The 24326-nt window shown below is 69.6% G+C and carries 16 protein-coding genes; 9 read left to right on the forward strand and 7 right to left on the reverse strand.

The features are described from left to right. The first annotated feature begins 42 nt into the window (after window positions 1–42). From E1182_RS01010 to E1182_RS01020, 3 genes are all read left to right on the forward strand, one after another. Entirely contained in the window at window positions 43–1095 is a 1053-nt protein-coding gene (locus E1182_RS01010) for an RNA polymerase sigma factor (RefSeq protein WP_132260697.1), read from the forward strand. 375 nt (window positions 1096–1470) lie between these two features. Beyond that, on the forward strand, window positions 1471–2913 hold the full coding sequence (locus tag E1182_RS01015; protein WP_132260698.1) for an endo-1,4-beta-xylanase: 1443 nt from the start codon (window positions 1471–1473) through the stop codon (window positions 2911–2913). 282 nt (window positions 2914–3195) lie between these two features. Beyond that, window positions 3196–6015: a glycoside hydrolase N-terminal domain-containing protein gene (locus tag E1182_RS01020; RefSeq protein WP_132260699.1), complete on the forward strand. Its 2820-nt coding sequence runs from the start codon at window positions 3196–3198 to the stop codon at window positions 6013–6015. Between the two features lie 74 nt (window positions 6016–6089). Here the strand turns inward: E1182_RS01020 and E1182_RS01025 are convergent, their stop codons facing one another. The 6 genes from E1182_RS01025 to E1182_RS01050 all read right to left on the reverse strand — a co-directional run bounded on the left by E1182_RS01025 (window position 6090) and on the right by E1182_RS01050 (window position 13170). Then, entirely contained in the window at window positions 6090–7094 is a 1005-nt protein-coding gene (locus E1182_RS01025) for a sugar phosphate isomerase/epimerase (protein ID WP_132260700.1), read from the reverse strand. 12 nt (window positions 7095–7106) lie between these two features. Further along, a complete protein-coding gene (locus E1182_RS01030) occupies window positions 7107–8285 on the reverse strand; it encodes a Gfo/Idh/MocA family protein (RefSeq protein WP_132260701.1) in 1179 nt (392 codons plus the stop codon). Window positions 8286–8297: 12 nt separating this feature from the next. Next, complete coding sequence (locus E1182_RS01035) at window positions 8298–9338, reverse strand: substrate-binding domain-containing protein (RefSeq protein WP_132260702.1); 1041 nt, start codon at window positions 9336–9338, stop codon at window positions 8298–8300. 69 nt (window positions 9339–9407) lie between these two features. After that, entirely contained in the window at window positions 9408–10403 is a 996-nt protein-coding gene (locus tag E1182_RS01040) for an ABC transporter permease (RefSeq protein ID WP_132260733.1), read from the reverse strand. Between the two features lie 59 nt (window positions 10404–10462). Further along, window positions 10463–11983, reverse strand: a complete 1521-nt coding sequence (locus E1182_RS01045) for a sugar ABC transporter ATP-binding protein (RefSeq protein WP_132260703.1) — start codon at window positions 11981–11983, stop codon at window positions 10463–10465. Then, window positions 11980–13170, reverse strand: coding sequence for an ROK family transcriptional regulator (locus E1182_RS01050; RefSeq protein ID WP_132260704.1), 1191 nt, complete (start codon window positions 13168–13170; stop codon window positions 11980–11982). The genes E1182_RS01045 and E1182_RS01050 overlap by 4 nt, the downstream gene beginning before the upstream one ends. A gap of 870 nt (window positions 13171–14040) precedes the next feature. On the opposite strand from E1182_RS01050, the gene E1182_RS01055 reads away from it, so the two are divergent. Both E1182_RS01055 and E1182_RS01060 read left to right on the forward strand, forming a co-directional pair. After that, complete coding sequence (locus E1182_RS01055) at window positions 14041–14631, forward strand: EboA domain-containing protein (RefSeq protein WP_132260705.1); 591 nt, start codon at window positions 14041–14043, stop codon at window positions 14629–14631. A 14-nt stretch (window positions 14632–14645) separates the two neighbouring features. Next, window positions 14646–15497, forward strand: a complete 852-nt coding sequence (locus E1182_RS01060; RefSeq protein ID WP_132260706.1) for a TatD family hydrolase — start codon at window positions 14646–14648, stop codon at window positions 15495–15497. A 71-nt stretch (window positions 15498–15568) separates the two neighbouring features. On the opposite strand, the gene E1182_RS01065 is transcribed toward E1182_RS01060, so the two are convergent. Next, entirely contained in the window at window positions 15569–16420 is an 852-nt protein-coding gene (locus tag E1182_RS01065) for a FadR/GntR family transcriptional regulator (RefSeq protein ID WP_243705952.1), read from the reverse strand. A gap of 30 nt (window positions 16421–16450) precedes the next feature. Here E1182_RS01065 and E1182_RS32780 point away from each other — a divergent pair, with 30 nt between their 5' ends. From E1182_RS32780 to E1182_RS01085, 4 genes are all read left to right on the forward strand, one after another. Further along, window positions 16451–16906 (forward strand): glycoside hydrolase family 11 protein, encoded by a 456-nt coding sequence (locus E1182_RS32780; RefSeq protein WP_207921204.1) that lies wholly within the window; start codon window positions 16451–16453, stop codon window positions 16904–16906. A gap of 225 nt (window positions 16907–17131) precedes the next feature. Continuing rightward, a complete protein-coding gene (locus E1182_RS01075) occupies window positions 17132–22957 on the forward strand; it encodes a ThuA domain-containing protein (protein ID WP_132260707.1) in 5826 nt (1941 codons plus the stop codon). 61 nt (window positions 22958–23018) lie between these two features. Next, entirely contained in the window at window positions 23019–23687 is a 669-nt protein-coding gene (locus E1182_RS01080; RefSeq protein ID WP_165942461.1) for a hypothetical protein, read from the forward strand. Window positions 23688–23689: 2 nt separating this feature from the next. After that, a complete protein-coding gene (locus tag E1182_RS01085) occupies window positions 23690–24211 on the forward strand; it encodes a hypothetical protein (protein ID WP_243705953.1) in 522 nt (173 codons plus the stop codon). Window positions 24212–24326 lie beyond the last annotated feature (115 nt).

The following is a 24326-nucleotide window of genomic DNA, read 5'->3' on the forward strand; positions in this document are numbered from 1 at the left end:
CGGTCGGACCGACCGAAGCCCGGCCGGAGGCGTAGACCGGTCATGGCACAGGCTGCCGGCGCCGACGAGACGAGCTTGGTCACCGCCGCCCAGGCCGGCGACGGGCGTGCCCTCGACGAACTCTTCACGGCCTACCTGCCGGTGGTGTACACGATTGTCCGTAGGGCGATCGACAGCCGTCCGGACGTCGACGACGTCGTGCAGGACACCATGCTGCGTGTCCTTCGGGCGCTGCGCACGCTGCGCACTCCGGACAGCTTCGAGCCGTGGCTCATGGCGATCACCATGCGCCAGGTCAGCACCTACCTGCGGCGACGACAGGCGACCGCCGGACGGACCACCGATCTCGGCGAGGTGATCGACGCGGCGGACGCCGACACCGAGGGCCTGACCATGCTGCGCCTGGAACTGTCCGATCAGCGGCGGCAGGTGGTGCGGGCCAGCCGGTGGCTCGATCGTGACGACCGGCTGCTGCTGTCGCTGTGGTGGCTGGAGGCCGCAGGGCAGCTGACCAGGACCGAACTGGCGGCGGAACTGGGAACGAGCGTGGCCCACGCCGGCGTGCGAGTCCAACGGATGCGCAACCGACTGGAGTTGAGCAGATCGCTCGTGGCGGCACTGGAGGCCTCGCCCATCTGTGCCGGGTTGACCGCGGTGCTGGAGGGTTGGGACGGGGCACCTGGTCCGCTGTGGCGCAAGCGCGTCGTACGGCACACACGATCCTGTCAGCGTTGCCTCCGCGCCGCCGACCGGCTTCTCGCGCCGGAGAGCCTGCTGGTCGACCTCGCGCTTCCTCCCGCTTCGATGTCGCGCCGCCGTGGTGCTCGGCAAGGGCAGGCTCGTCGCAAGAGCGACGGTGACCGGCCCGGTGGCGGCCCTGGCCACCGCGCCCGCGTCGGGGTGGCGCAGGTAGGCGTCAAGGCTGAACTCCTCGGCCGACTCGCCCAGGTGATCGGAGCCTGCCCCTCGCAGCGGCGATCAGGCACGGTCCTCGTGGGCGCTCCGGTCACGGCGACGACGGGGTACTCTGCCGCACTCCGTCGCATCGAGACCCGTCCGGAGCCCCTGCCCGGCACCGGCACCTGTGGGGTGTGACCGAGGCGATCAGCCCACGCTGGGGTCCAGCGAGCCATCCAACCGCTTTCCGCCCCGCGGAACGGGGCGACCATTGGCCACCGGGACCGATAACAGAAACCGATATGCCTTTTCCTGCCATCGTCACGACAATTCGGTTTCGAAAAGGTGTTATTGATGGCGTACCTGGCAAGTCCGGGTTCGGTCAGGTGCGCCAGGGACGAATCCAGGGGTCTGCCGATGATGGGCCTCTTGAATAGTTGGAAACAATCTGGCAATATGATATCCGTCAATGTATGACGGATATTAATTTCCGTCCGCCGGAGCGAGGTGCAAGCGAGTCAGTGATGTTGATGCCGGTGCGGCGAGGTGGCCGGACTTCGAAAGGTTCTGACAATGAACGATCTCGTCTATTCGGCGAGTCCGCCCGGGCTGCGGTGGACAAGAGCGACACTGTCCCTGTTGCTGGTCGGTCTGCTTGGAGCCGGCATGTCGTTGATCTCCGCTGGTTCCGCCACCGCCGGCACCACGCTGGGCGCGGCGGCGGCGGAGAAGGGGCGGTACTTCGGCGCCGCCGTCGGGACGTACAAGTTCAATGACAACACGTACATGACGGTCCTCAACCGCGAGTTCAACAGCGTTGTCGCCGAGAACGAGATGAAGTGGGACGCGACCGAGCCGCAGCGGGGAGTGTTCAACTACAGCGCCGGCGACCGCATCGTCGGTCACGCCCGTTCCCGGGGCATGTCGGTGCGCGGCCATACCTTGCTGTGGCACACCCAGCAGCCCACATGGGCGCAGCGACTGTCCGGCACCGACCTGCGCAACGCCGCCATCAACCACGTCACCCAGGTGGCCACCCACTACCGGGGGCAGATCCACTCCTGGGACGTGGTCAACGAGGCGTTTGCCGACGGCGGCAGCGGCGGCCGGCGTGACTCGAACCTGCAACGCACCGGAAACGACTGGATCGAAGTGGCGTTCCGCGCCGCCCGCGCCGCCGACCCGGGCGCGAAGCTGTGCTACAACGACTACAACACCGACGGGATCAACGCGAAGTCGACCGGCATCTACAACATGGTCCGCGACTTCAAGGCCCGCGGTGTGCCGATCGACTGCGTCGGCATCCAGTCCCACCTGGGCACCTCGATCCCCGGCGACTATCAGGCCAACCTCCAGCGCTTCGCGGACCTGGGCGTGGACGTGCAGATCACCGAGCTGGATGTCACCCAGGGAGCCAACCAGGCCAGCATCTACGCCACCGTCACGCGCGCCTGCCTGGCGGTCGCACGCTGCACCGGCATCACCGTGTGGGGCGTGCGGGACTGTGACTCGTGGCGTGGCGGCGAGAACGCGTTGCTGTTCGACTGCGCCGGCAACAAGAAGCCCGCCTACACCGCGGTCCTCGACACACTGAACGGCGGACCGAACCCCAATCCGACCACCCCGACGCCGGGCCCGAACGGTAACCGGCTGCGCGGTGAGGCCTCCGGTCGCTGCCTGGACATCAGCGGGGCTTCCTCCGCCAACGGCGCACAGGCACAGATCTGGGACTGCCACACCGGCGCGAACCAGCAGTTCACCCAGAACGCAGCCACCCTGCAGACCATGGGCAAATGCCTGGACGTCGCATCCAACGCCCCCGCCGGCACCCGGGTGCAGATCTGGGACTGCCACGGCGGCGCCAACCAGCAGTGGAACCACAACAGCAACGGCACGATCAGCAACACCCAGACCGGCCTGTGCCTGGACGTCAACAGCGGCGGCACCGCCAACGGCACCGCGGTCATCGTCTGGAACTGCCACGGCGGCACCAACCAACGCTGGACACGAGCCTGAGGCTCGTTTCCACACCAACTCCGCCTGCTGATCGCAGAGTCGGGAGCGCGGCTTCCAGGCCGCACGGCGGCGGCGACATGACGCCAACATGTTCGTCGCCCGCGACCTGGAAGGGCCGGCGTGGAGGGGGCAAACTCCGCGCCGGCCCGGCCCGTGACCGCAGCCACCAGCGCCCATCTTCCGCCTGCGTGCGGAGCGCTCCCACCGCTGCCCGACGGAGCGCATCAGCGCCGGGCCTGAGCCTGACAGTCCACCCCCGCCGCACTGTTCGGAAGGATCTCGATGTCTGAAGTGACACGGAGGCAGCTTTTCACCGCCGGAGCCGCCGGGGCGGGAGCAGCCCTGCTCCCCGCGGGTTGGACCGCCGTAGCCCGCGCTGGCTCGGTGCCGCCGCCGCAGGTGCTCGCCGCCAACGACATGGCGCTCTGGTACGACGAACCGGCCGGCGCCGACTGGTTGCGGGCGCTGCCGATCGGCAACGGACGCCTCGGCGCGATGGTGTTCGGAAACATCGACACAGAACGACTTCAGCTCAACGAGGACACCATCTGGGCCGGCCGTCCCTACGACTCCGCCAACACCCGCGGCGCGGCCGCGCTGCCGGAGATCCGGCGGCTGGTCTTCGCTGACCAGTGGGGCCAGGCGCAGACGTTGATCGACCAGGCCATGCTCGGTCGGCCGGCCGGGCAGTTGGCCTATCAGCCGGTCGGAAACCTGCGGCTCGCCTTCGGTAGCGCCAGCGGGGCGTCGCAGTACATCCGGACGCTCGATCTCACCACCGCGACCGTCACCACCACGTACGTGCACAACGGTGTGCGGTACCAGCGTGAGGTGTTCGCGTGTGCTCCGGATCAGGTGATCGTCGTGCGTCTCACCGCCGACCGGGCCAACTCGATCACGTTCAACGCCACCTTCGACAGCCCTCAGCGAACCACCGTGTCCAGTCCGGACGCGGCGACGATCGGCCTCGACGGAATCTCCGGAAACATGGAAGGCATCAACGGGTCGGTCCGGTTTCTCGCCCTCGCGAACGCCGTCGCCACCGGCGGCACGGTCAGCAGCTCCGGCGGCACCCTGCGGGTTGCCGGAGCCACCAGCGTCACCCTGCTGGTCTCGATCGGCTCCAGCTACGTCAACTACCGCATCGTCAACGGCGACTACCAGGGCATCGCGCGCACCCGCCTCAGCGCGGCCCGCAGCCTCGGCTACGAGCAACTGCGCAGCAGGCACCTGGCCGACTACCAGGCGCTGTTCAACCGCGTCTCGATCAACCTGGGCCGCACCGCGGCGGCCGACCAGCCGACCGACGTGCGGATCGCCCAACACGCGAGCGCCACCGACCCGCAGTTCTCCGCGCTGCTGTTCCAGTTCGGCCGATACCTGCTGATCTCCTCGTCGCGTCCCGGCACCCAGCCGGCCAACCTACAGGGCATCTGGAACGAGTCGATGGCTCCGCCCTGGGACTCGAAATACACGATCAACGCCAACCTGCCGATGAACTACTGGCCCGCCGACACGACGAACCTCTCCGAGTGCTTCCTGCCGGTCTTCGACATGATCAGGGAGCTGGCCGTGACGGGTGCCCGCACCGCCCAGGCCCAGTACGGCGCCGGCGGGTGGGTCACCCACCACAACACCGACGGGTGGCGGGGCTCCTCGGTCGTGGACGGGGCGCTGTGGGGCATGTGGCAGACCGGCGGCGCCTGGCTGGCCACCCTGGTCTGGGACCACTTCCTGTTCACCGGGGACATCGAGTTCCTTCGCGCCAACTACCCGGCGATGAAGGGTGCTGCCCAGTTCTTCCTGGACACCCTGGTCACGCATCCGACGCTTGGTTACCTGGTCACCAACCCGTCGAACTCGCCGGAGCTGCCCCACCACTCCGGCGTCAGCGTCTGTGCCGGCCCCACCATGGACAACCAGATCCTGCGTGACCTGTTCGAGGGCGTAGCTCGGGCCAGCGAGACGCTCGGCGTGGACATCCCCATGCGGTCCCAGCTCCGGGCGGCCAGGGACCGGCTGCCACCGATGCGCGTCGGTTCCCGCGGCAACATCCAGGAGTGGCTGGCCGACTGGATCGAGACCGAGCGCAACCACCGGCACATCTCCCATCTGTACGGGCTGCATCCCAGCAACCAGATCACCAGGCGCGGCACCCCGCAGCTGTACGAGGCCGCGCGGCGAACCCTGGAGTTGCGCGGTGACGACGGGACGGGCTGGTCACTCGCCTGGAAAATCAACTACTGGGCGCGGATGGAAGACGGCGCGCGTGCGTACAAACTCATCCGCGACCTGGTCCGGACCGACCGGCTGGCGCCGAACATGTTCGACCTGCATCCGCCGTTCCAGATCGATGGCAACTTCGGCGCCACCGCCGGCATCGCCGAGATGCTCCTGCACAGCCACAACGGCGAGCTGCACCTGCTGCCGGCGCTGCCGTCGGTCTGGCCGACCGGGCAGGTGGCGGGTCTGCGGGGGCGCGGTGGATACACCGTCGGCATGTCGTGGACCGGTGGCCAGGCCGACGAGTTCCTCGTCCGGGCCGACCGCGACGGCACCGTCAAACTGCGCGCCCGACTGTTCACCGGAAGCCACACCATCGTCGACGTCATCGACGGCAGCACACCCGCCACGACCCGGCCCGAGACCGACGTCGTCCAGGTCGCCGTCCGGGCCGGTCACACCTACCGCGTCGCGCGGCCGGGGGTGACGCCGTCGCCGACGCTGAGCGCCACCCCGACCGTGAGCCCGACCGCCTCGCCCTCGCCGACGGTGAGCCCGAGCAGTACACCGCCGCCGTCCGGGGCGCGTGCGGTGTACGCGGTGACGAGTTCCTGGCCGGGCGGCTTCCAGGCCGAGGTGACGGTGACCGCCGGCTCCTCGCCGATCCGGGGGTGGACCGTTTCCTGGACCTTTCCCAATGGACAGGTCATCAACCAGATGTGGGGCGGCTCCTACACGCAGAGCGGGGCGAACGTGACGGTGACCAACGCCGCCTACAACGGCGCGCTGCCGGCTGGCGGTTCCGCGAGCTTCGGTTTCATCGCCACCGTGACCGGAGCCAACAACCCACCGAACGAACTGGACTGCACGACGACCTGAGCCGCATGGTGGCCGGCTCGATCACCCTGATCCGAGCCGGCCACCAGACGCCGGTACCGTGCTGCCGCGGATCGTCAGGACTGGGCGAACGCGGCGTCGAACGCCGCGGCCGGCGGCTCGAACGCCAACTGCCGGACGAAGCGCAGCGCTTCCGGAGCGCCGATCAGCCGGTCCATGCCGGCATCCTCCCACTCGATCGAGATCGGCCCGTCGTACCCGATCGCGTTGAGCGCCCGGAAGCAGTCTTCCCACGGCACATCGCCGTGCCCGGTCGACACGAAATCCCAGCCGCGCCGCAGATCGGCCCACGGCAGATGCGACGACAGCCGTCCCCGCCGGCCGTCACCGGTGCGGACCTTCGCGTCCTTGCAGTCGACGTGATAGATACGGTCGGCGAAGTCCAGGATGAAGGCGGCCGGGTCGAGTTCCTGCCACACGAAGTGGGACGGATCCCAGTTGAGCCCGAAGGCCGGCCGCCGTCCGACCGCCTCCAGCGTGCGCACGGTGGTGTAGTAGTCGTAGGCGATCTCGCTCGGATGGACTTCGTGCGCGAAGCGCACACCCACCTCGTCGAAGACGTCGAGGATCGGGTTCCAACGGTCGGCGAAGTCACGGTACCCGGCGTCGATCATCGTCGGCGGTGCCGGCGGGAACATCGCCACGGTGTGCCAGATCGACGAGCCGGTGAACCCCACGACGGTACGGACGCCGAGCTTGGCCGCCGCCCGCGCGGTGTCCTTCATCTCCTCGGCAGCCGCCTGCCGGACCTGCTCGGGGTCACCGGAGCCCCAGATACGCGCCGGCAGGATCGCCTTGTGTCGTTCGTCGATCGGGTGGTCGCACACCGCCTGCCCGGCCAGGTGGTTGGAGATCGTCCAGACGCCGAGGTTGTACTTGGCGAGTGTCTCGCGCTTGCGGTCGACGTACGAGTCGTCGGCCAGCGCACGGTCGACCTCGAAGTGGTCGCCCCAGCAGGCGATCTCCAGACCGTCGTATCCCCAGTCGGCTGCCAGCCGGCACACCTCCTCGAACGGCAGATCGGCCCACTGCCCGGTGAACAGGGTGATCGGTCGCGCCATCGGTACTCCTTGTCATTCCTTCTCGACGTGGGTCCATGCGCCCTCCGCGGCGGCGCTGCGCTCGACCGCGTCGAGCACGAGTTGAACACCGAGGCCGTCGCTGAACGAGGGCTGCGGATCGGTGCCGGTTGCGATCGCCTCGAGCAGGTCGCGGACCTGATGGGTGAACGAGTGCTCGTATCCGATGAGGTGGCCGGGCGGCCACCAGGCCGCCATGTACGGGTGCTGCGGCTCGGTGACCAGGATCCGGGTGAAGCCCTGTTCCTCGGCCGGTCGGCTGGCGTCGTAGAACTCCAGTTCGGACAGGCGTTCCAGGTCGAACGCGAGCGACCCGGCCGAGCCGTTGATCTCGATCCGCATTCCGTTCTTGCGACCGGTGGCGAACCGGGTCGCCTCGTACGTGGCGATCGCGCCGCCGGACAGCCGCGCCAGGAACAGGGCGGCGTCGTCGACGGTCACCGGACCGGTGGTCGCGCCGGAGGCCGCCGCGGACAGACCACTCGACGAAGCGGGTAGTGGGCGTTCCTTGACGAACGTCTCGGTGAGCCCGGACACCCCGGTGATCCGCTGCCCGGTCACGTACTGAGTGATGTCGATGATGTGCGCGCCGATGTCGCCCAGCGCACCCGAGCCGGCCGTCTCCCGGCGCAGCCGCCAGACCAGCGGGAACTGCGGGTCGACGATCCAGTCCTGCAGGTACGCGGCACGGACGTGGCGGATCTCGCCGACCCGGCCGGCGGCGACGAGGTCGCGCATCAGGGCGAGCGCGGGCACCCGGCGGTAGTTGAAGCCGCACATCGACCGGACCCCCGACTTGCGTGCCGCGTCGGCGGCCGCGACCATCGCGCGGGCCTCGTCCACGGTGTTGGCCAGGGGCTTCTCACACAGGACGTGCTTGCCTGCGGAGAGCGCCGCGAGGGCGATCTCGGCGTGCAGGTCTCCCGGCACACAGATGTCGACCAGGTCGATGTCGTCCCGCTCGACCATGGCCCGCCAGTCGGTCTCCGACCGTTCCCAGCCGAGCCGGTCCGCGGCCGCGCCGACCGCCGTCGCGTCGCGGCCGCAGACGGCCACCATGCGCGCCCGCACCGGGAGATCGAAGGCCCGGTTCACGGTGCGCCATGCCTGCGAGTGGGCGCTACCCATGAAGGCATAGCCCACCATGCCGACCCGTACGTCGCTGCGATTCATTGTCGACCTCCGTCAGGACTTGAAACCAAGCGGCCGGTACCGGTCCACGTTCTCCTTGGTCACCGTCTCGGACTGCAGCACGATGAGCTTCGGCACCTGGAGTTCGACGAGGTCCTCCATGCCTTTGCCCTGGGCGGTGAGGCGGGCCAGCGAAATGGCCGAGGACGCCATCGTCGGCGGGTACGTGACCGTGGCCTCCAGCGGGCTGTCACCGGCTTTGATGTGATCCATGGCGTCCAGCGATCCGGCGCCGCCGACCATGAAGAACTCCTTGCGGCCAGCCTGGCGGATCGCCGCGAGCACGCCGACGCCCTGGTCGTCGTCGTGGTTCCAGATCGCATCGATCTTCGGGGCCGCCTGGAGCAGGTTTGCCGTCACCGCCTGGCCGGAGTCGACGGTGAACTGCGCGGCCACCCGATTGGTCACCCGCAGTCCGTACGTCGCCAGCGTGTCGGCGAAGCCCTTCGAGCGGTCCTTGGTGAGCTGGAGGGTGTCGATGCCGGCGATCTCGGCGATGACCGCGCCGGACCTGCCCTTGAGTTTCCTGCCGATGTAGTGCCCGGCGGATACCCCCATGCCGTAGTTGTCCCCTTTGATCAGCGTGAAGGCTGCGGCCGGATCGGCGAACTCCCGGTCGAGATTGACCACCGGGATGCCGGCGTCCGTGGCCTGCCGGGCGACGGCCGTGAGTTGGGCGCCGTCGTAGGGCAGCATCACGATGGCGTCCGGCTTCTGCTGGATCAACGACTGGATCGCGGCGATCTGGGCGGGCGCGTCCCTGCCCGGGTCGACCGCGAGTAGTTTGACGTCGGAGTACTTTCCGGCCTGCGCCTTGGCGTTGTTGGTGATCGCCGCTATCCAACCGTGGTCGGCGGCGGGGGCGGTGAATCCGATGGTCACCGTCTTTCCGGGGGCGGCATTGTTGCCACCGGACACCTTCGTCTGATCGTTGTCGTCGTTGCCCTTGGTTTCGTTGGACGTGCAGCCGGCGAGCAGCGCACCGGCTCCAAGGGCTGATCCGCCGAGCAACAATCTGCGGCGGGACGTGGACATGGCTCCTCCTGAAAAAGGGTGCGAGGTGCCGGGCGGCCCCGGGTCGGAGTCGCCGGCTGGGCGAGAAGGTCAGGTCGGGGTACGGCCGCGCCGGGTCCACGCGAACGCGGGAACGCGAAGCCGTCCCATCTGGAGTTGCTGGACAAGGACGGCGCAAACGATGATCGCGCCGTTGACGATGCGTTGGGTCTCGGTGGGCAGGTTGTTGACGGTGAACAGGTTGGCGATCTGGCTGAAGATGAGCACCCCGAACAGGGAGCCCATGATCGTGCCCCGGCCGCCGGTCAGCGCCGTACCGCCGATGATCGCGGCGGCGATCGCGTTCAGTTCGTACAGGTCGCCGTTGGTGTTGGAGCCCGATGTGGTCTGGGCGACCACGATCAGCGCGGCGATACCACAGCACAGCCCGGACAGTGCGTACAGCGCCAACGTGTGGCGCTTGACGTTGATGCCGGCCAGGCGGGCGGCTTCGGCATTGCCACCGATCGCGACCGTACGCCGGCCGAAGGTGGTGCGATTGAGCAGGATCCAACCGAGCACGACCACGACGGCAAAGATCACGACGATGTACGGGATGCCGAGGACCTTGCCACTGGCCAGATCGTTCACGAACGCGACCCGGTTGATCTGGGTCTGCGACCCGGATATCTTCTGCGCCAGCCCACGGGCCGCCACCATCATCGCGAGTGTGGCGATGAACGGGACCAGCCGTCCGTACGAGATGAGCAGCCCATTGACGATGCCGGCGCCGGTGCCCACCGCGAGAGCCGCGAAGATGACGCCGGTGACGCCGAAGCTCTGCGTGGCGACCGTCGTGCACCAGACGCTCGCCAGGGCGAGTAGGGCACCCACCGACAGGTCGATTCCGCCGCCGATCATCACGAACGTCATGCCGATCGTGATCACTCCGATCGCCGACGCGAGGCTGAGTACGGTCAGCTCGTTCGACCACAGCTTCGCGGGGTCGAGGAAGATGTCCGGCCGGGTGACTGCGCCGACGACGAGCAGCGCCAGCAGTACGGCGGCGAGGGTGGCCGTCCGTTTGACCGATTCCAGCGACAACATCCGGCGGCCCGGCTCCCGCACAGCCTCCGGTTCCGCCGTCGTGACGCGGGTGCTTACCGTCACGTCGGGCTCCCTTCCAACAGCGACCCCGCCATGACGAGATCGAGTACGGTGTCCTCGTCGAGCTCTTCGGCCGGAGCCTGGTGGATCAGCCGGCCCTCGCGCATCACCAGCACCCGGTCGGACAGACCGAGCACCTCCGGCACCTCGCTGGAGACCAGCAGGACGCCGACGCCGCTGTCCGCCAGGCGCCGGATCATCTGGTACAGCTCGGCTCGTGCCCCGACGTCGACGCCGCGGGTGGGCTCGTCGAGCAGCAGCAGGCGGGTGCCGCCGAGCAGCCACCGCCCGACGACGACCTTCTGCTGGTTACCGCCGGACAGCGTCCGGACCGGCCGCTGGACGTCGCGTGGGCGCAGTTCGAGGTCGTCGGCGATGCGGGTGGCCGCGGCCCGCTCGGCGCCGGTCCGGGTGAAGCCCGCGGTGGCGAAGCGGCGGAGGCGCGCCAGGGTGATGTTGCGGTAGACCGCTTCGCCCATCAGCAGTGCCTGCTGCTTGCGTTCCTCCGGCGCCATCCCGAGACCGGCCCGGACGGCCGCGCCGACGTCGGCCGGGTGCAGCGGTCGGCCGTCGATGAGAACGCGGCCGGTGTCCGGTCGGCGGGCGCCGTACACGGTTTCCAGCAACTCGGAGCGGCCGGAGCCGACCAGGCCGGCGATGCCCACGACCTCTCCCCGGTGGACGGCGAAGGAGACGTCTGAGAACTCGCCCTGCCGCCCGAGGCCCTCGACGGCCAGTAGCGGCTCGGTGTGCGAGGCCGCACGGCGCTCGGGGAACACGTACTCGATGCTCCGGCCGGTCATTCGGCGCACCAGTTCCCGGGTGGGCGTGGTCTTCGCGTCCAGGTTGACCGCCGAGGTGCGCCCATCCCGCAGGACCGTGACCCGGTCACCGATCTCGCGGATCTCCTCCAGCCGGTGGGATATGTAGATGACCGCGATGCCGTCGGCGGTGAGGTCGCGGATGACCCGGAACAGATTCTGTACTTCGCCGTGAGCCAGGACGGCGGTCGGCTCGTCCATGATCATGAGCTTGGCCCGGCGGGACAGCGCCCGGCCCATGCTGACGATCTGCTTGGCGGCGGCCGGCAGTGCGCCGACCTCGGCGCCGACCGGGATCTCCGGGTGTCCCAGCTGGCTGAGTACCCGCTGGGCGGCGTGGCGCATCGCGCCGCGCCGCACGAAGCCGAGGCGGCGCGGTTCCTGGCCGATCGCGAGGTTCTCCGCGACCGACAGCTCGTCGATGAGGTCAAGCTCCTGGTAGATCGTGGCGATGCCGGCCTTGAGCGCGGCGTGCGGGCTGCTGAACGACACCTGTTCGCCCTGCCAGACGATCTCACCCGCGTCCGGCCGGTGGGCTCCGGACAACACCTTTATCAGGGTGGACTTGCCGGCCCCGTTCTGGCCGAGGAGGCAGTGCACCTCGCCCGCGCGGACCTCCAGTCCGACGCCGTCCAGCGCGCGTACGCCGGGGAAGCTCTTGACCACGCCGGCCAGCCGGAGCACCACCTCGGACGTCATGACGGCTGCCCGTACGCCAGCTCGCTGGCGAGCACCGCCGCTCCGACAACGCCTGCGCGGGGGCCCAGTTCGGAGAGCACCACCGGCAGGTTTCCGGTGGCGAGGGGGAGCGAGCGCCGGTACAGCACGCTGCGGATCTGGGCGAGCAGGATATGTCCGAGCCCGGCCAGGCCACCGCCGATCACGATCATCGACGGGTTGATGAAACTGACCAGTCCGGCAAGCACCGTGCCGATGCGGCATCCGCCGTCCCGGACGAGCTCGATACAGGTGACGTCACCCTCCGCCAGGCCCTGCGCCACGTCCCGCGCGGTCACCGTCCCGGTCGCGGCGAGCCGGTCGGCCAGCACCGGCGAGGCACCGTTGCGGGCGGCGGCGGTTGCGCTGCGGGCCAGCGCGGCGCCGCTGAACAGGGCCTCGAGGCAGCCGACGTTTCCGCACGAACAGACCGGACCGTTGCGGTCGAGCTGGATGTGGCCGATGTCGCCGGCGCAGCCGTCCGGGCCCCGGTACACCTCACCGTGCAGGTAGATGCCGCAGCCGATGCCGGTACCGACCTTCACGAACAGCAGGTCGTCGACGGAACGCGCGACGCCGCCGTAGCGCTCGCCGATGGCCATGATGTTCACGTCGTTGTCGACGACCACCGGGCACGCGTGTTCGCGGCCGAGTGTCTCGCGAACGGGGTACTGGTGCCAACCGGGCATGATGGGCGGTGAGACCGGGACACCGTCCCGGAAGCTCACCGGACCCGGCACGCCGATGCCGATGGCGTGCAGGCGCTGGAACGCTCCGTCGATCGCGAATTTGGCGAGGATCTCGCTGAGCCGGTTCAGGATGACCTTCGGGCCGGAGCGGATGTCGGCCGGCTCCGCGTAGGCGACGACCGGCTCCAGCTGCCCGTCGACGATCTCGATGTCGATCGAGGTGGCACCGAGGTCGACCGCCGCGAACCGGAGATCGGGGTTCAGTTCGACAAGCGTCGACCGTCGGCCGCCGCGGGAGGCGGCCGGACCGGCTTCCCGTACGAGGCCGGTGCCGAGTAGCGCGTCCAGCTCGGCGAGCAGCCGCGGCCGGGGGGTCGCGAGCCGGTCCGCCAGCTCGGCGCGGGACAGCGCACCGCTGTCGCGCAGCAGGCAGAGCAGGCGGGATCGGGTTGGTCGCTGGGCAGTCGCGAGCGGGGTCACTTCGCGCCTCCGTCATCCACGGGTCCGAGGTCGGTGCCTCGTCACGTTGGCGTTCCACTAGGTGCAGGCAGGGCAACCGACCGTGTCGGCCGTGTGACGACAGTACGGGCTTCCATCTATGTGGTCCAGACCTTCTGCACAGATCGCATCGACTTTTGTCGACGTCAGCAGAAGTTCCCGATCGTTGGGTGCTGATGAGCGCGTCCGGGTGGCCTGGTGGGATTGACAACCGTCGACTGATCCTAAGAGTATGACTCTGCATCGAGAGTATGACTCTGCACCGCCTGATGTGTCTGCAACAGTCAGCCCTTGTGTCGCTCTGGACTGGTACAGGAAGGCCCCAGTGATGTCCTCGAACTCGCGCCGGCGTGCCCCTCCGGGGCGGCGCGCGACCAGGCTGGCACGGACCTGCCCGCAACGTATCCACCCTCCGGGCTCGGCCATGAGTACGACTCTTGGCTGGTACCGATAGCAGTCTCCGACCGCTTGGCACAGCCCGGCGCCTACCTCGCCGACCAGGGCATTCCCTCGTGCGTGGCGCTGGTTGACTGCCCGATGCCCGTCCCGACCTGTTACCGATGAGCGGACCAACAGGGGACGGTCACCGGGTTCGATCGGCGGGCAGGGCCGAGACGCCGACCGGCCCTGCCCGTCAGCCCTGTCCGACCCGTCCACCGACCCGTGGCGGCGTCGTCGCCGCCGACTTCGTCGTCGTCACGGTTGGTTGACCTCGGTGGCGGGCGGACGGGGCCCGGTGGCCCGCGCGCCGGGCGTCCTCGCCATCGGCCTGACGGGACGGGCGTGGCACTGGCCGCACCGGCAGGGCGCGGACGAATCGACGGGCGACGCCGCGGATCCGAAGGAGGCGTTATGGGATCGGACGCACGTCGTGTCGCACTGGACGTCGTGGCGGACGACGGCTGGCTCGCCGACGCGGAGAGGCGTGTGGCTCGCGACCCGGCCAGCATCGTTCACTTGTTCGCCAGCGCCGGCCGCCACTGCGGCCGGGCGTCGCTGCCACAGGTCGAGGGCTGGACCGCCGACGAGGCGGCCCGCGCGCGACTGTTGCTCGCCCTGCCCGTCGCGGCCGTGCCGCGGCGGGTCGAGGATCTCTACCGGTACGGTGACGCTGACGAGAAGCGTGCCGTGCTCAAGGCGCTGCCCCTGCTTCCACTCGACGGCGGGGCAGTGCCGTTGCTGCACGACGCCATCCGCACGAACGACACCCGCCTGCTCGCCGCCGCGCTCGGTCCGTACGCACGGCACCTCGATCAGGCCAGCTGGCGCCAGGCCGTCCTGAAATGCGTCTTCATGGGCGTGCCGCTGTCGGCGGTACACGGCCTGACGGAGCGTGCCGACGCCGAACTGGCGACGATGATCGCCGACCTCCGTGACGAGCGCGATGCCGCCGGACGCCACCTGCCGGAGGACGCCCTCGCACTGCTGAAGCAGCTCACCTGACGGCCGGAGGTTCGATGCGCATCTTCGATCCGCACATCCACATGACCTCACGAACCACCGACGACTACGGGCGGATGGCGGCGGCGGGCGTGCGCGCCGTGGTGGAGCCGGCGTTCTGGCTCGGGCAGCCACGCACGAACGCCGGCTCGTTCGCTGACTACTTCGCCTCGCTCGTCGGCTGGGAGCCATTCCGGGCCGCCCAGTTCGGCATCCGCCACCACGCCGCCATCGCCCTCAACCCCAAGGAGGCCAACGACCCGCGTTGCCGTGAGGCTCTGGAGTTGGTGCCCCGCTACCTGGCCAAGGATTCGGTGGTGGCAGTCGGAGAGATCGGCTACGACGCGATGACACCGGAGGAGGACGACGTCTTCGCCGCGCAGCTGGCCATGGCCATCGAGTACGAGCTGCCCGCGCTCGTGCACACCCCGCATCGCGACAAGATTCGAGGGGTTGCCCGCAGTCTCGAGGTCGTGAGGAACTCCACCATCGATCCCGGCCGGGTCGTCGTCGACCACCTCAACGAGGTCACGGTCGGCGCGGTCCACGACTCCGGCTGCTGGATGGGCTTCTCCGTATACCCGGACACGAAGATGTCACCGGAACGCATGGTGGAGATCCTCCGCGTGCACGGCCTGGAACGGATGCTCGTCAACTCCGCCGCGGACTGGGGCCGCTCCGACCCGCTGCTGACCCGGCGCACCGGCGAGGCGATGCTCGCCGCGGGGTTCACCGACGACGACGTCGACACGGTGCTGTGGCACAACCCGGTCACGTTCTTCGGCCAGTCGGGACGCCTCGATCTCACCGACCTGCCCGGCGGCGATCCCACGTACGAAGGCAACTCGATCCTGAGAGGCGGCAGCTGATGCGCCTGTGCCATCCCAGTGGCCACCTGGCGCGAGTGAGCTGTTGCGCGAGCGAGCCGGTGGCCGCCGGCCTATCCACCGACGCCGGCGCTCGGCGGCGACGGTGTACCGGCCCCGATGCTCGTGGTCCGGGAGCCCTCACCAGGAACGGCTTCCCGTGCCGCGGCGGTAGATGGCTGTCGGTCGGCGGCGGAGAAGATCCGCTGCTGGATCTCCCGGCGGTAGTCGTCCAACGTGTTGTCGATGTGGGTGGCTGCGGCCGCTGCGGCGGCCTCCGCGTCGCCGGCGCGGATGGCCTGACAGATGGTTTCGTGTTCCTCGATCGCCTTGGCGGCGTGTCCGCCGACCGAGCCGCGCAGTCCGATCAGGTTGGACTGTGCCTGCAGCCGGCGGGCCTCGCGGACCGCGACCTGAAGGAACACGTTGTGCGAAGCGACGGCGATGCTGGTGTGGAAGGCGTCGTCGCCTTCGTTGAACAGGTCGTCGCGCCCGGTGTCGAATCCCTGCCTGCACACGGCGGCGGCTTTCTCGATGGCCTGGACCTCCGCCGGGGTGGCGCGGCCGGCGGCCAGCCGGCTCGTCGCCATCTCCTGTGTCCGGCGGAACTCGAAGAGCATGTAAACGTGGTCCAGGTCAGTGGGCAGGAAGAACGACGCCCAACGGCCGCTGCCGAGCATCCCCTGGTCGTCCGCGACGTACAGGCCGCGGCCCCGCTGAGCCCGTACGCGGCCCAACGCCGAGAGGATCTTGACTGCCTCGCGGACCACGGTGCGACTCGTACCGAGCTGCCGGGCCAGGTCGTTCTCGGTGGGCATCCGGTCGCCGGGGCGCAGGCCGAGCCGGGCTATCAGCTCCAGCACCTGCTCCGCGACCACCTCGTAGCCCGGGCGGTACCCGCCTCCGGTGCGCTCGCCGTCGATCACCGCCGTCCCTTCCCGATCGTCGGTAAGAGTATGGACCTGTGGTCCGCCTGGACCAGGCCGGATCCCGCCCCGGTTCAGCCGGCCGTTACCTCAGAGAGGAAGCACGCACATGAACGACCCCCCGTTCACGCCCCCTTCATCGATGGCATCAGAACCTTCTACCAGTACTGGAGCGTCCGGCAGTCGAAGCGGGTGGGCGGCGCCATCACCGCCGGCAACCACTTCGACGCGTGGACCCGGCGCGGCATGAACCTCGGCAACCACGACTACCCGATCATGACGACCGAGGGGAACCAGAGCAGCGGCAACTCCAACATCACGGTGGGCGGCTCCAGCCCGAACCCGAACCCGGGCGGCGGCAAGCGGATCGTCGGTGCCCAGTCCGGCCGGTGCGCGGACGTGCCGAACGCCCTACAGACCGCGGGTACGCGGGTGCAGTCGTGGTCCTGCAGCGGGCAGGCCAACCAGAGATTCACGCTGAGCTAGCGGGCCATCAGGTGCCCGCCCTGTCGGGCACTTGAAGTCCCGTCGTCCGTCGCGGCGAACGCCGCGTCACTCCAACGTCATCTGTCATCGAATCCCGTCACCTCATCGAGTTGATCCACACCATGCGGTGCCGCCCTCGGCGGGCGCGCCGTGCCCCAACGCATCGGTCTTCGGCGAGCCGATGCGACATTCCGTGTTGTCCCCAACCAACGAAGGAGCTCCTTCGTGCCAGCAGATCGCCGAAGCCGCGGCACCAGCCGCTCGGCCAAACGCCTGCTTCTCGCTGTCGCCACCACCCTCCTCGCCGCTGCGTCCGCGCTGGTCGCCGGGGTGCCACCCGCCCAGGCGTCGTCCCGGCCGGTCAGTCAGGCGGCCGCGGCGGAGCCGTTCTCCATTCTGGTCTTCTCCAAAACGGCGGGCTTCCGCCACGACTCGATCCCGGCCGGCATCGCGGCGATCGAGCAGCTCGGCACGGAGAACGGCTTCACCGTCGACGCGACCGAGGACGCCGGCGCGTTCACCGACGCCAACCTGGCCAGGTACGCGGCGGTGGTCTGGCTCTCGACCACCGGCGACGTGCTCGACGCCGGCCAGCAGGCGGCGTTCGAGCGGTACATCCGCGCCGGGGGCGGGTACGCGGGTATCCACGCCGCCTCGGACACCGAGTACAGCTGGGCCTGGTACGGCGACCTGGTCGGCGCGTACTTCGCCTCGCACCCGGCGAACCAGACCGCCACCATCAAGGTCGAGGACCCGGCGCATCCGTCCACGGCGTCGCTACCGGCGAAGTGGACCCGCTTCGACGAGTGGTACAACTTCCGGGCCAACCCGCGCGCGGACGTACACGTGCTGGCCAGCCTCGACGAGCGTAGCTACACACCGGGGGCGGGCGCGATGGGCGCCGACCACCCGCACGCGTGGTGCCACGATTTCGACGGCGGCCGGTCCTGGTACACCGCCGGCGGGCACACGGCCGAGTCGTACACCGAGCCCAGCTTCCTGGCTCACCTGCTCGGCGGCGTCCGGACCGTGGCCGGCGCGGTGGACGCCGACTGTGCCGCGTCGCGGACGAACAGCTTCGAGAAGGTGACGCTGGACAGCAACACCAGCAACCCGATGGAGCTGGACGTCGCGCCGGACGGTCGGGTCTTCTACATCGAGCGCGACGGCCGGGTGCAGATCGTCAAGCCGGACACCGGTACCACCGTCACCGCCATCGACCTGGACGTCTTCGCCGGCAACGAGGACGGGCTCATCGGCATCCGGCTCGACCCGGACTTCGCTGCCAACGGTTGGGTGTACCTCTACTACGCGCCGAACGGCGGCGTCGCCCGCAACCGGCTGGCCCGGTTCACCGTACAAGGTGACTCGATCCTGGCCGGCAGCGAGAAAACGGTGCTGGAGGTGACCACCCAGCGCAACACCTGCTGCCACGCCGGCGGCAGCATGGTCTTCGACAGCCGGGGCAACCTCTACCTGGCGACCGGCGACAACACGAACCCGTTCGAGTCGAGCTCGTTCACGCCGATCGACGAGCGGCCGGGGCGGCAGGACTACGACGCGCAGCGCACCGCCGGCAACACCAACGACCTGCGCGGCAAGGTGCTGCGGATCCACCCCGAGGACGACGGCACGTACACGATCCCGTCCGGCAACCTCTTCCCGCCGGGCACCGCCCGGACCCGGTCGGAGATCTACGCGATGGGCTTCCGCAACCCGTTCCGAATCGGCATCGACCCGAAGACCGACACCCTGTACGTCGCCGACTACGGCCCCGACGCCCCGGCCACCGATCCCAACCGAGGACCCGAGGGAACGGTCGAGTGGAACGTCGTCACGCCCGGCAACTACGGCTGGCCGTACTGCCACGGCGCGAACTACGCGTACAACGACTACACGTTCCCGTCGGGCCCGAGCGGCGCGAAGTTCGACTGCGCGGCACCGGTGAACAACTCACCCAACAACACCGGCCTGACCAACCTGCCTCCGGCGATTTCCGCCGCGGTGGACTACGACTACAGCGGCAACCCGCTGTTTCCCGAGATCGGCCGCGGTGGCGCGCCGATGGGCGGCCCGCTCTACCGGTACGACGCCGGGCTCAACTCGACCCGCAAGTGGCCGGCGTACTTCGACGGCAAGGCGCTCCTGGGCGAGTGGAACCAGAACAAGATGTACACGCTCCAGCTGGACCGGGATGCCAAGTCCCTCGTGGACATCAACGAGGTGCTCGCCGGGATGACGTTCGTGCGGCCGATGGACTTCGAGTTCGGCCCGGACGGCGCGCTGTACCTGATCGAGTGGGGCACCGGCTTCGGTGGCAACAACGACAACTCCGGCGTCTACCGGATCGACTACATCGCCGCCGACCGCGCCCCGATCGCGGTCGCCTCCGGCGAACCCACCTCTGGCCAGCCGCCGTTGGCCGTGCGGTTCTCCAGCACAGGGTCGCGCGACCCGGACGGTGGCGCGCTCACCTACGCGTGGACGTTCGGCGACGGCGGTACCTCGGGCGAGGCGAACCCGACGCACACCTACACGGCGGCCGGCAGGTACACCGCCCAGCTCACCGTGACCAACCCCAAGGGGCGTACCGCGGTCGCCAACGTGCCGATCACGGTCGGTAACACCGCGCCGACGGTGACCATCGAGTTCCCGCCGGACGGCGGCTTCTTCGACTGGGGTGACCAGGTCAAGTACACCGTCAAGGTGACCGATCCGGAAGAAACCACGATCGACTGCGCCAAGGTGAAGCTGCAGTACTACCTCGGGCACGACGAGCACGCCCACCCGCTGCAGTCGTACACCGGCTGCACGGGCACCGTGCAGACCTCGCTCGCCTCCGGGCACGGCGCCGAGGCGAACGTCTTCGGGGTCTTCGAAGCCACGTACACCGACACAGGCGGATCGGGCGGAGCCAACCCACTGACCGGACGGGCGATCGAACAGCTACAACCCAAGCGGAAGCAGGCCGAGTACTACTCGGCCACCGGCAGGGCGCCGGAGGGCGTGGGTACCGGCGACCCCGGCGTCCAGAAGGAGACCACCGGCGACGCCGCGGGCGGCTTCCAGAACATCGGGTTCATCGAGGACGGCGACTGGTGGACGTTCGCGCCCACCAACCTCACCGGCATCGACACCCTGCGCTTCCGGGTCGCCTCCGGCAGCGGCGGCGGCGTGATCCAGGTACGCGCCGGTGCGGTCGACGGCCCGCTGCTGGCCGCCGCGACGGTGCCGACGACCGGGGCGTGGCAGACGTACACCGACGTCTCCGTGGACCTCGCCGCGCCGCACACGACAAGCGGGCCGCTCTACTTCGTCGCCCGCAACAAGCCCGGTAGCACCGAGGGCGGCAACCTGTTCAACGTGAACTGGGTGGACTTCCTCGGCCGGGGCGTGACCGACAACGCGCCGCCGGTGGTGAGCGCGTCGGCGAGCCCGAACAAAGGCACCCTGCCACTCGCCGTGACATTCACCGGCACCGCCACCGACGCGGAGGGCGACACGCCGCTCGCGTACGCGTGGGACTTCGGCGACGGCGGCACGGCGAACACGCTGAACGCCACACACACGTACACCGCGCCGGGCACGTTCACCGCCACCCTGACGGTGACCGACAGCCGGGGCGCCAAGGCGTACGCGACCGCCACGGTCGGAGTGGACGCGCCGAACACGTCCTGCTTCGGAGCGCGCTCGGACGACTTCCTCGGTGCCGCGCTGGACAAGACCCGCTGGTCGACGGTGGTCCGGGAGAACCAGTCCTACTCCGTACGAGGCGGCTCGCTGCTCCTGCCGACCGCGGCGGGTGACCTTTACGGCGGTCGCAACGACGCGACCAACCTCGTGCTCCAGTCGGCGCCGAACGGCGCCTGGCAGGCCACGACCAAGGTGACGCTCGCGACCACCGCCGACTACCAGCAGGCCGGGCTCATCGTCTACGGCGACGACGACAACTACGCCAAGCTCAATCTGCTCCACTCGGGCGGTCGACGGGTCGAGTTCCTCCGGGAGACGGCCGGAAGCCCGCGCAACGAGGCCGCCGACAGTGCCGCCGCACCGACCGGTACGGACACGATCTACCTGCGGCTGAACAGTGACGGCAGCAACCTCACCGCGGCGTTCTCCACCGACGGCCAGACCTTCACCCCGGTGGGCCGGACGGCCGCGCTGGCCGGCATCACCACCCCGAAGGTGGGACTCTTCGCCTTGAACGGCGGCACGACGGCGCCGGTGGTCGACGCGGCGTTCGACTGGTTCCAGGTCTCGCCGGACGAGCCGGCTGAGCCGGTCGCGCCGTCCGACGAGTTCGACGACGCTCTGCTCGACAAGTGCCGGTGGGACGCGATCGTCCGTGAGGATCCGGCCGCGTACCGGGTGCGGGGCGGGGCGCTGCACGTCGATGTCCCGAACGGCGACATCTACACCACACCCAACACCGGGCCGACGAACTTCATCCTGCAGAACGCGCCGTCCGGCGACTGGACCGTGGAGACGAAGATCGACGGCAGTCTGCTGGACGAGCAGTACCAGCAGGCCGGCCTCCTCGTGTACGCCGATGACGACAACTACCTGAAGCTCGACTACGTGGTGGACAACGTGGCCGGGCAGCCGGTGACGCGGCGGATCGAGTTCCGCAGTGAGATTGACGGTACGTTGCAGAGTCCGCAACCCAACGCCAGCAACCTCACGTCCGCGGTCTGGCACCTGCGCCTCGCCCGCACCGGCAACGTGTACACCGCCTCGTACTCGGCGGACGGACAGGACTGGACGGCGTTCGAGCCGCTGACCAACGCGGCGGTTGGCGCGACGCCCAAGGTGGGTCTGTTCTCGCTCGGCGGTGCGCAGACCGCTCGCAAGACCGTCTCGTTCGACTACTTCCGGCTCAGCGCGCAGGCAGTGGACGACACCGCTCCGGTGACGACGGCCACGGTGGACGGCCCGGCGGTCGGGGGCTGGTACACCGGCCCGGCGACGGTCACACTGGCCGCCACCGACGAGGACGGCGGCAGCGGCGTGGCTCGCACCGAGTACCAGCTCGATGGCGCCACCGCCTGGGCCGCCTACACCGGGCCGATTCTGGTCGCCGGTGACGGGACGCACGAGGTGCGGTTCCGCTCCGTCGACCAGGCGGGCAACGTCGAGACGACCAGGTCGGTACCCGTGAAGATCGACGCGACCGCGCCGGTGACCACGGCGACGTTCGCGCCGGCGAACGACAACGGTTGGCACGCCGGGGCGATCCCGGTGACGCTCGCCGCGACGGACGCGGGATCGGGCGTGTCCGCGGTGGAGTGGTCGCTCGACGGCGGGCCATGGGCCCCGTACACCGAACCGGTCGACGTGACCGGTGACGGGAACCACGAGCTGCTCTACCGCGCCAGGGACAAGGCCGGCAACGTGGAGACGCTCAAGTCGGCGGTGCTGCGGATCGACGGCACCAGGCCGACGGTCCTCGTCTCCGGCCTCGCCGACGGCCAGCTCTACGGTGACAGCCAGGATGTGCGGGTCACCTTCCAGGCGGTCGACCCGACATCCGGCATCCAGTCGGTGGTCGGCAAGCTGGACGGCAAGCCGTACCAGTCCGGGACGCTGCAGGTCATGTACGACCTGACACTCGGCATGCACGAGTTGGTCGTGACCGCCACCGACAAGGCCGGCAACGAGACGACGGCGAACGTGCGGTTCTTCGTCACCACCTCGCTGCGCGACATGCAGGCACTGGTCGACCGGTTCAAGACGACCCGGCAACTGTCGACCGTGGCGCACGGGAAGCTGTCGAAGCAACTGGACGCGGTGCGGCTGGCCGAGGCCACCGGGAACGACCGGGTGGCGATCCAGAGGCTGCGGATGTTCATCGGGCTGGCGTCGAACCGGACGCTGGTGACCGACGCGGACGTCCGGAGCGTGTTGGTTCGGGACGCCGAAGCCATGCTCGTCCGACTGGGTGGGCGGGCGTCGACGGCCGGCACCAAGGCCAACGGTGGCGCGTCGCTGGCCGGCACCGGTCGCCTCGACGGGGACGCCACCCGCGTACCCGAGGGCGGCAATCTGTAACTCCACTCGCCGTGGGGCCGGCCGCCGCCGGCCGGCCCCACATCCCAGAAGGCTTCTCCGGATGAGCAACCGAAAGAAAATCCGACAGGCTCCGTCTTCGGCGCCCACCACGCGGCAGATCGTGCCGATCGTCATCGCGTTCGCGCTTGGCGCGCTGCTCGCCGGGCCGGTCGGCGCCGTCACGGCCGGGGCTGACGACCCGACCGACGACCGGGTCGCGGCGCTGCGGGCTGAGGAGAACAAGCGGGACGCGGCCCAGGTCGTCGAGTTGACCGCACGCGCCCGCCAGGTCCAGGAGAGCCTGCTACCCGTGCTCGACGGGCTGGCCACCGCGGTGCCGGTGGCCAAGGCGCCCGGCCCTGCCGCCAGTAGACCGGAGGTGGAACGGTGGCAGGCGGCCACCGGGAAGGCGGTCGAGGACTTCGCGAACCCGCCTTCCGGAGGTACCGGCGTCAACATCGCGCGCTCCGGCCTCGCCGCGGCGGTACAGACGCTCGACGCCGCGGTGGACACGTACGCCGCCGCGCTCGACCAGCCGCCGGCCGGCCGGGCCAGCCTGTTCGAGCTCACCGGCCGTCAGCGGGACGCCGCCGTCGCCATCTGGGGGAGTGCCGCCACCCAGCTCGACGTGCTCAATGTCGACGCTGGCAACGGTCACGCCCACGTGTTCCTGCCCGCGGTACCAGGGCAGGGGGCGCTGACCGCCGACGGCGCACCGGAAGGGAAGTGACCATGCGACGTACGATCATGGCGGCGGTACTCCTCCTCGCGCTCTGGCCCACGGCGCCAGCGGCGGCGCACGGCGGCCCGGTGGTGCTCGACGTGGCCGGTGACGGCGCGACCGGCGTGACCGTGCGGGCCACCTACAAGGACGGCCACCCGGTGGAGGATCGCGTACTGCGGCTGGTGCTCCACGCCACCGGCGACGGCGGCCGGAAGATCGGCCCGTTGCAGCTCAACCCGGCGAACGAGGGGCAGGGCTTCTACGCCAGCGGCGCGGTGCTCACTCCCGGCAGGTGGACGGTGGCCGTCACGTCCCCCGAGCCCAACCCGGGCAAGGCGCAGGCAACAGTGCAGGCCCGTGCCCCGCAGAGCGTCCCACCCCGGCAGGCGACGGCACCCCGGCCCGATGAGGCCGGCGGCGGCGGTACCGGGCGCTGGTGGCTGGTCGGCGGAGCACTGCTGTTGGGTGCGGTGGCCGCGCTGGCGCTGACCGTTCGCCGTGCCAAAGCCACCGCAGGACGTCGGGGGTAGGAGCGCGGGCGTCTGTACCGTCGCGGCGTCGCGCGCCGTGCATCCGGCCGTTTCGGATCCGTCGCCGAGTAGATGCGCGGGGAATCGTCCGTCGTGTGCCTGATGGAGGCACGCC

The sequence above is a fragment of the Micromonospora sp. KC721 genome (assembly GCF_004348355.1).
Classification (GTDB): domain Bacteria; phylum Actinomycetota; class Actinomycetes; order Mycobacteriales; family Micromonosporaceae; genus Micromonospora.

What these genes read in the sequence shown, in the direction of transcription:
- E1182_RS01010 (WP_132260697.1), top strand. Translation starts at nt 43, where the DNA reads ATGGCACAGGCTGCCGGCGCCGACGAGACGAGCTTGGTCACCGCCGCC.
- E1182_RS01015 (WP_132260698.1), top strand. Translation starts at nt 1,471, where the DNA reads ATGAACGATCTCGTCTATTCGGCGAGTCCGCCCGGGCTGCGGTGGACA.
- E1182_RS01020 (WP_132260699.1), top strand. Translation starts at nt 3,196, where the DNA reads ATGTCTGAAGTGACACGGAGGCAGCTTTTCACCGCCGGAGCCGCCGGG.
- E1182_RS01025 (WP_132260700.1), bottom strand. Translation starts at nt 7,094, where the DNA reads ATGGCGCGACCGATCACCCTGTTCACCGGGCAGTGGGCCGATCTGCCG.
- E1182_RS01030 (WP_132260701.1), bottom strand. Translation starts at nt 8,285, where the DNA reads ATGAATCGCAGCGACGTACGGGTCGGCATGGTGGGCTATGCCTTCATG.
- E1182_RS01035 (WP_132260702.1), bottom strand. Translation starts at nt 9,338, where the DNA reads ATGTCCACGTCCCGCCGCAGATTGTTGCTCGGCGGATCAGCCCTTGGA.
- E1182_RS01040 (WP_132260733.1), bottom strand. Translation starts at nt 10,403, where the DNA reads ATGTTGTCGCTGGAATCGGTCAAACGGACGGCCACCCTCGCCGCCGTA.
- E1182_RS01045 (WP_132260703.1), bottom strand. Translation starts at nt 11,983, where the DNA reads ATGACGTCCGAGGTGGTGCTCCGGCTGGCCGGCGTGGTCAAGAGCTTC.
- E1182_RS01055 (WP_132260705.1), top strand. Translation starts at nt 14,041, where the DNA reads ATGGGATCGGACGCACGTCGTGTCGCACTGGACGTCGTGGCGGACGAC.
- E1182_RS01060 (WP_132260706.1), top strand. Translation starts at nt 14,646, where the DNA reads ATGCGCATCTTCGATCCGCACATCCACATGACCTCACGAACCACCGAC.
- E1182_RS32780 (WP_207921204.1), top strand. Translation starts at nt 16,451, where the DNA reads ATGGACCTGTGGTCCGCCTGGACCAGGCCGGATCCCGCCCCGGTTCAG.
- E1182_RS01080 (WP_165942461.1), top strand. Translation starts at nt 23,019, where the DNA reads ATGAGCAACCGAAAGAAAATCCGACAGGCTCCGTCTTCGGCGCCCACC.
- E1182_RS01085 (WP_243705953.1), top strand. Translation starts at nt 23,690, where the DNA reads ATGCGACGTACGATCATGGCGGCGGTACTCCTCCTCGCGCTCTGGCCC.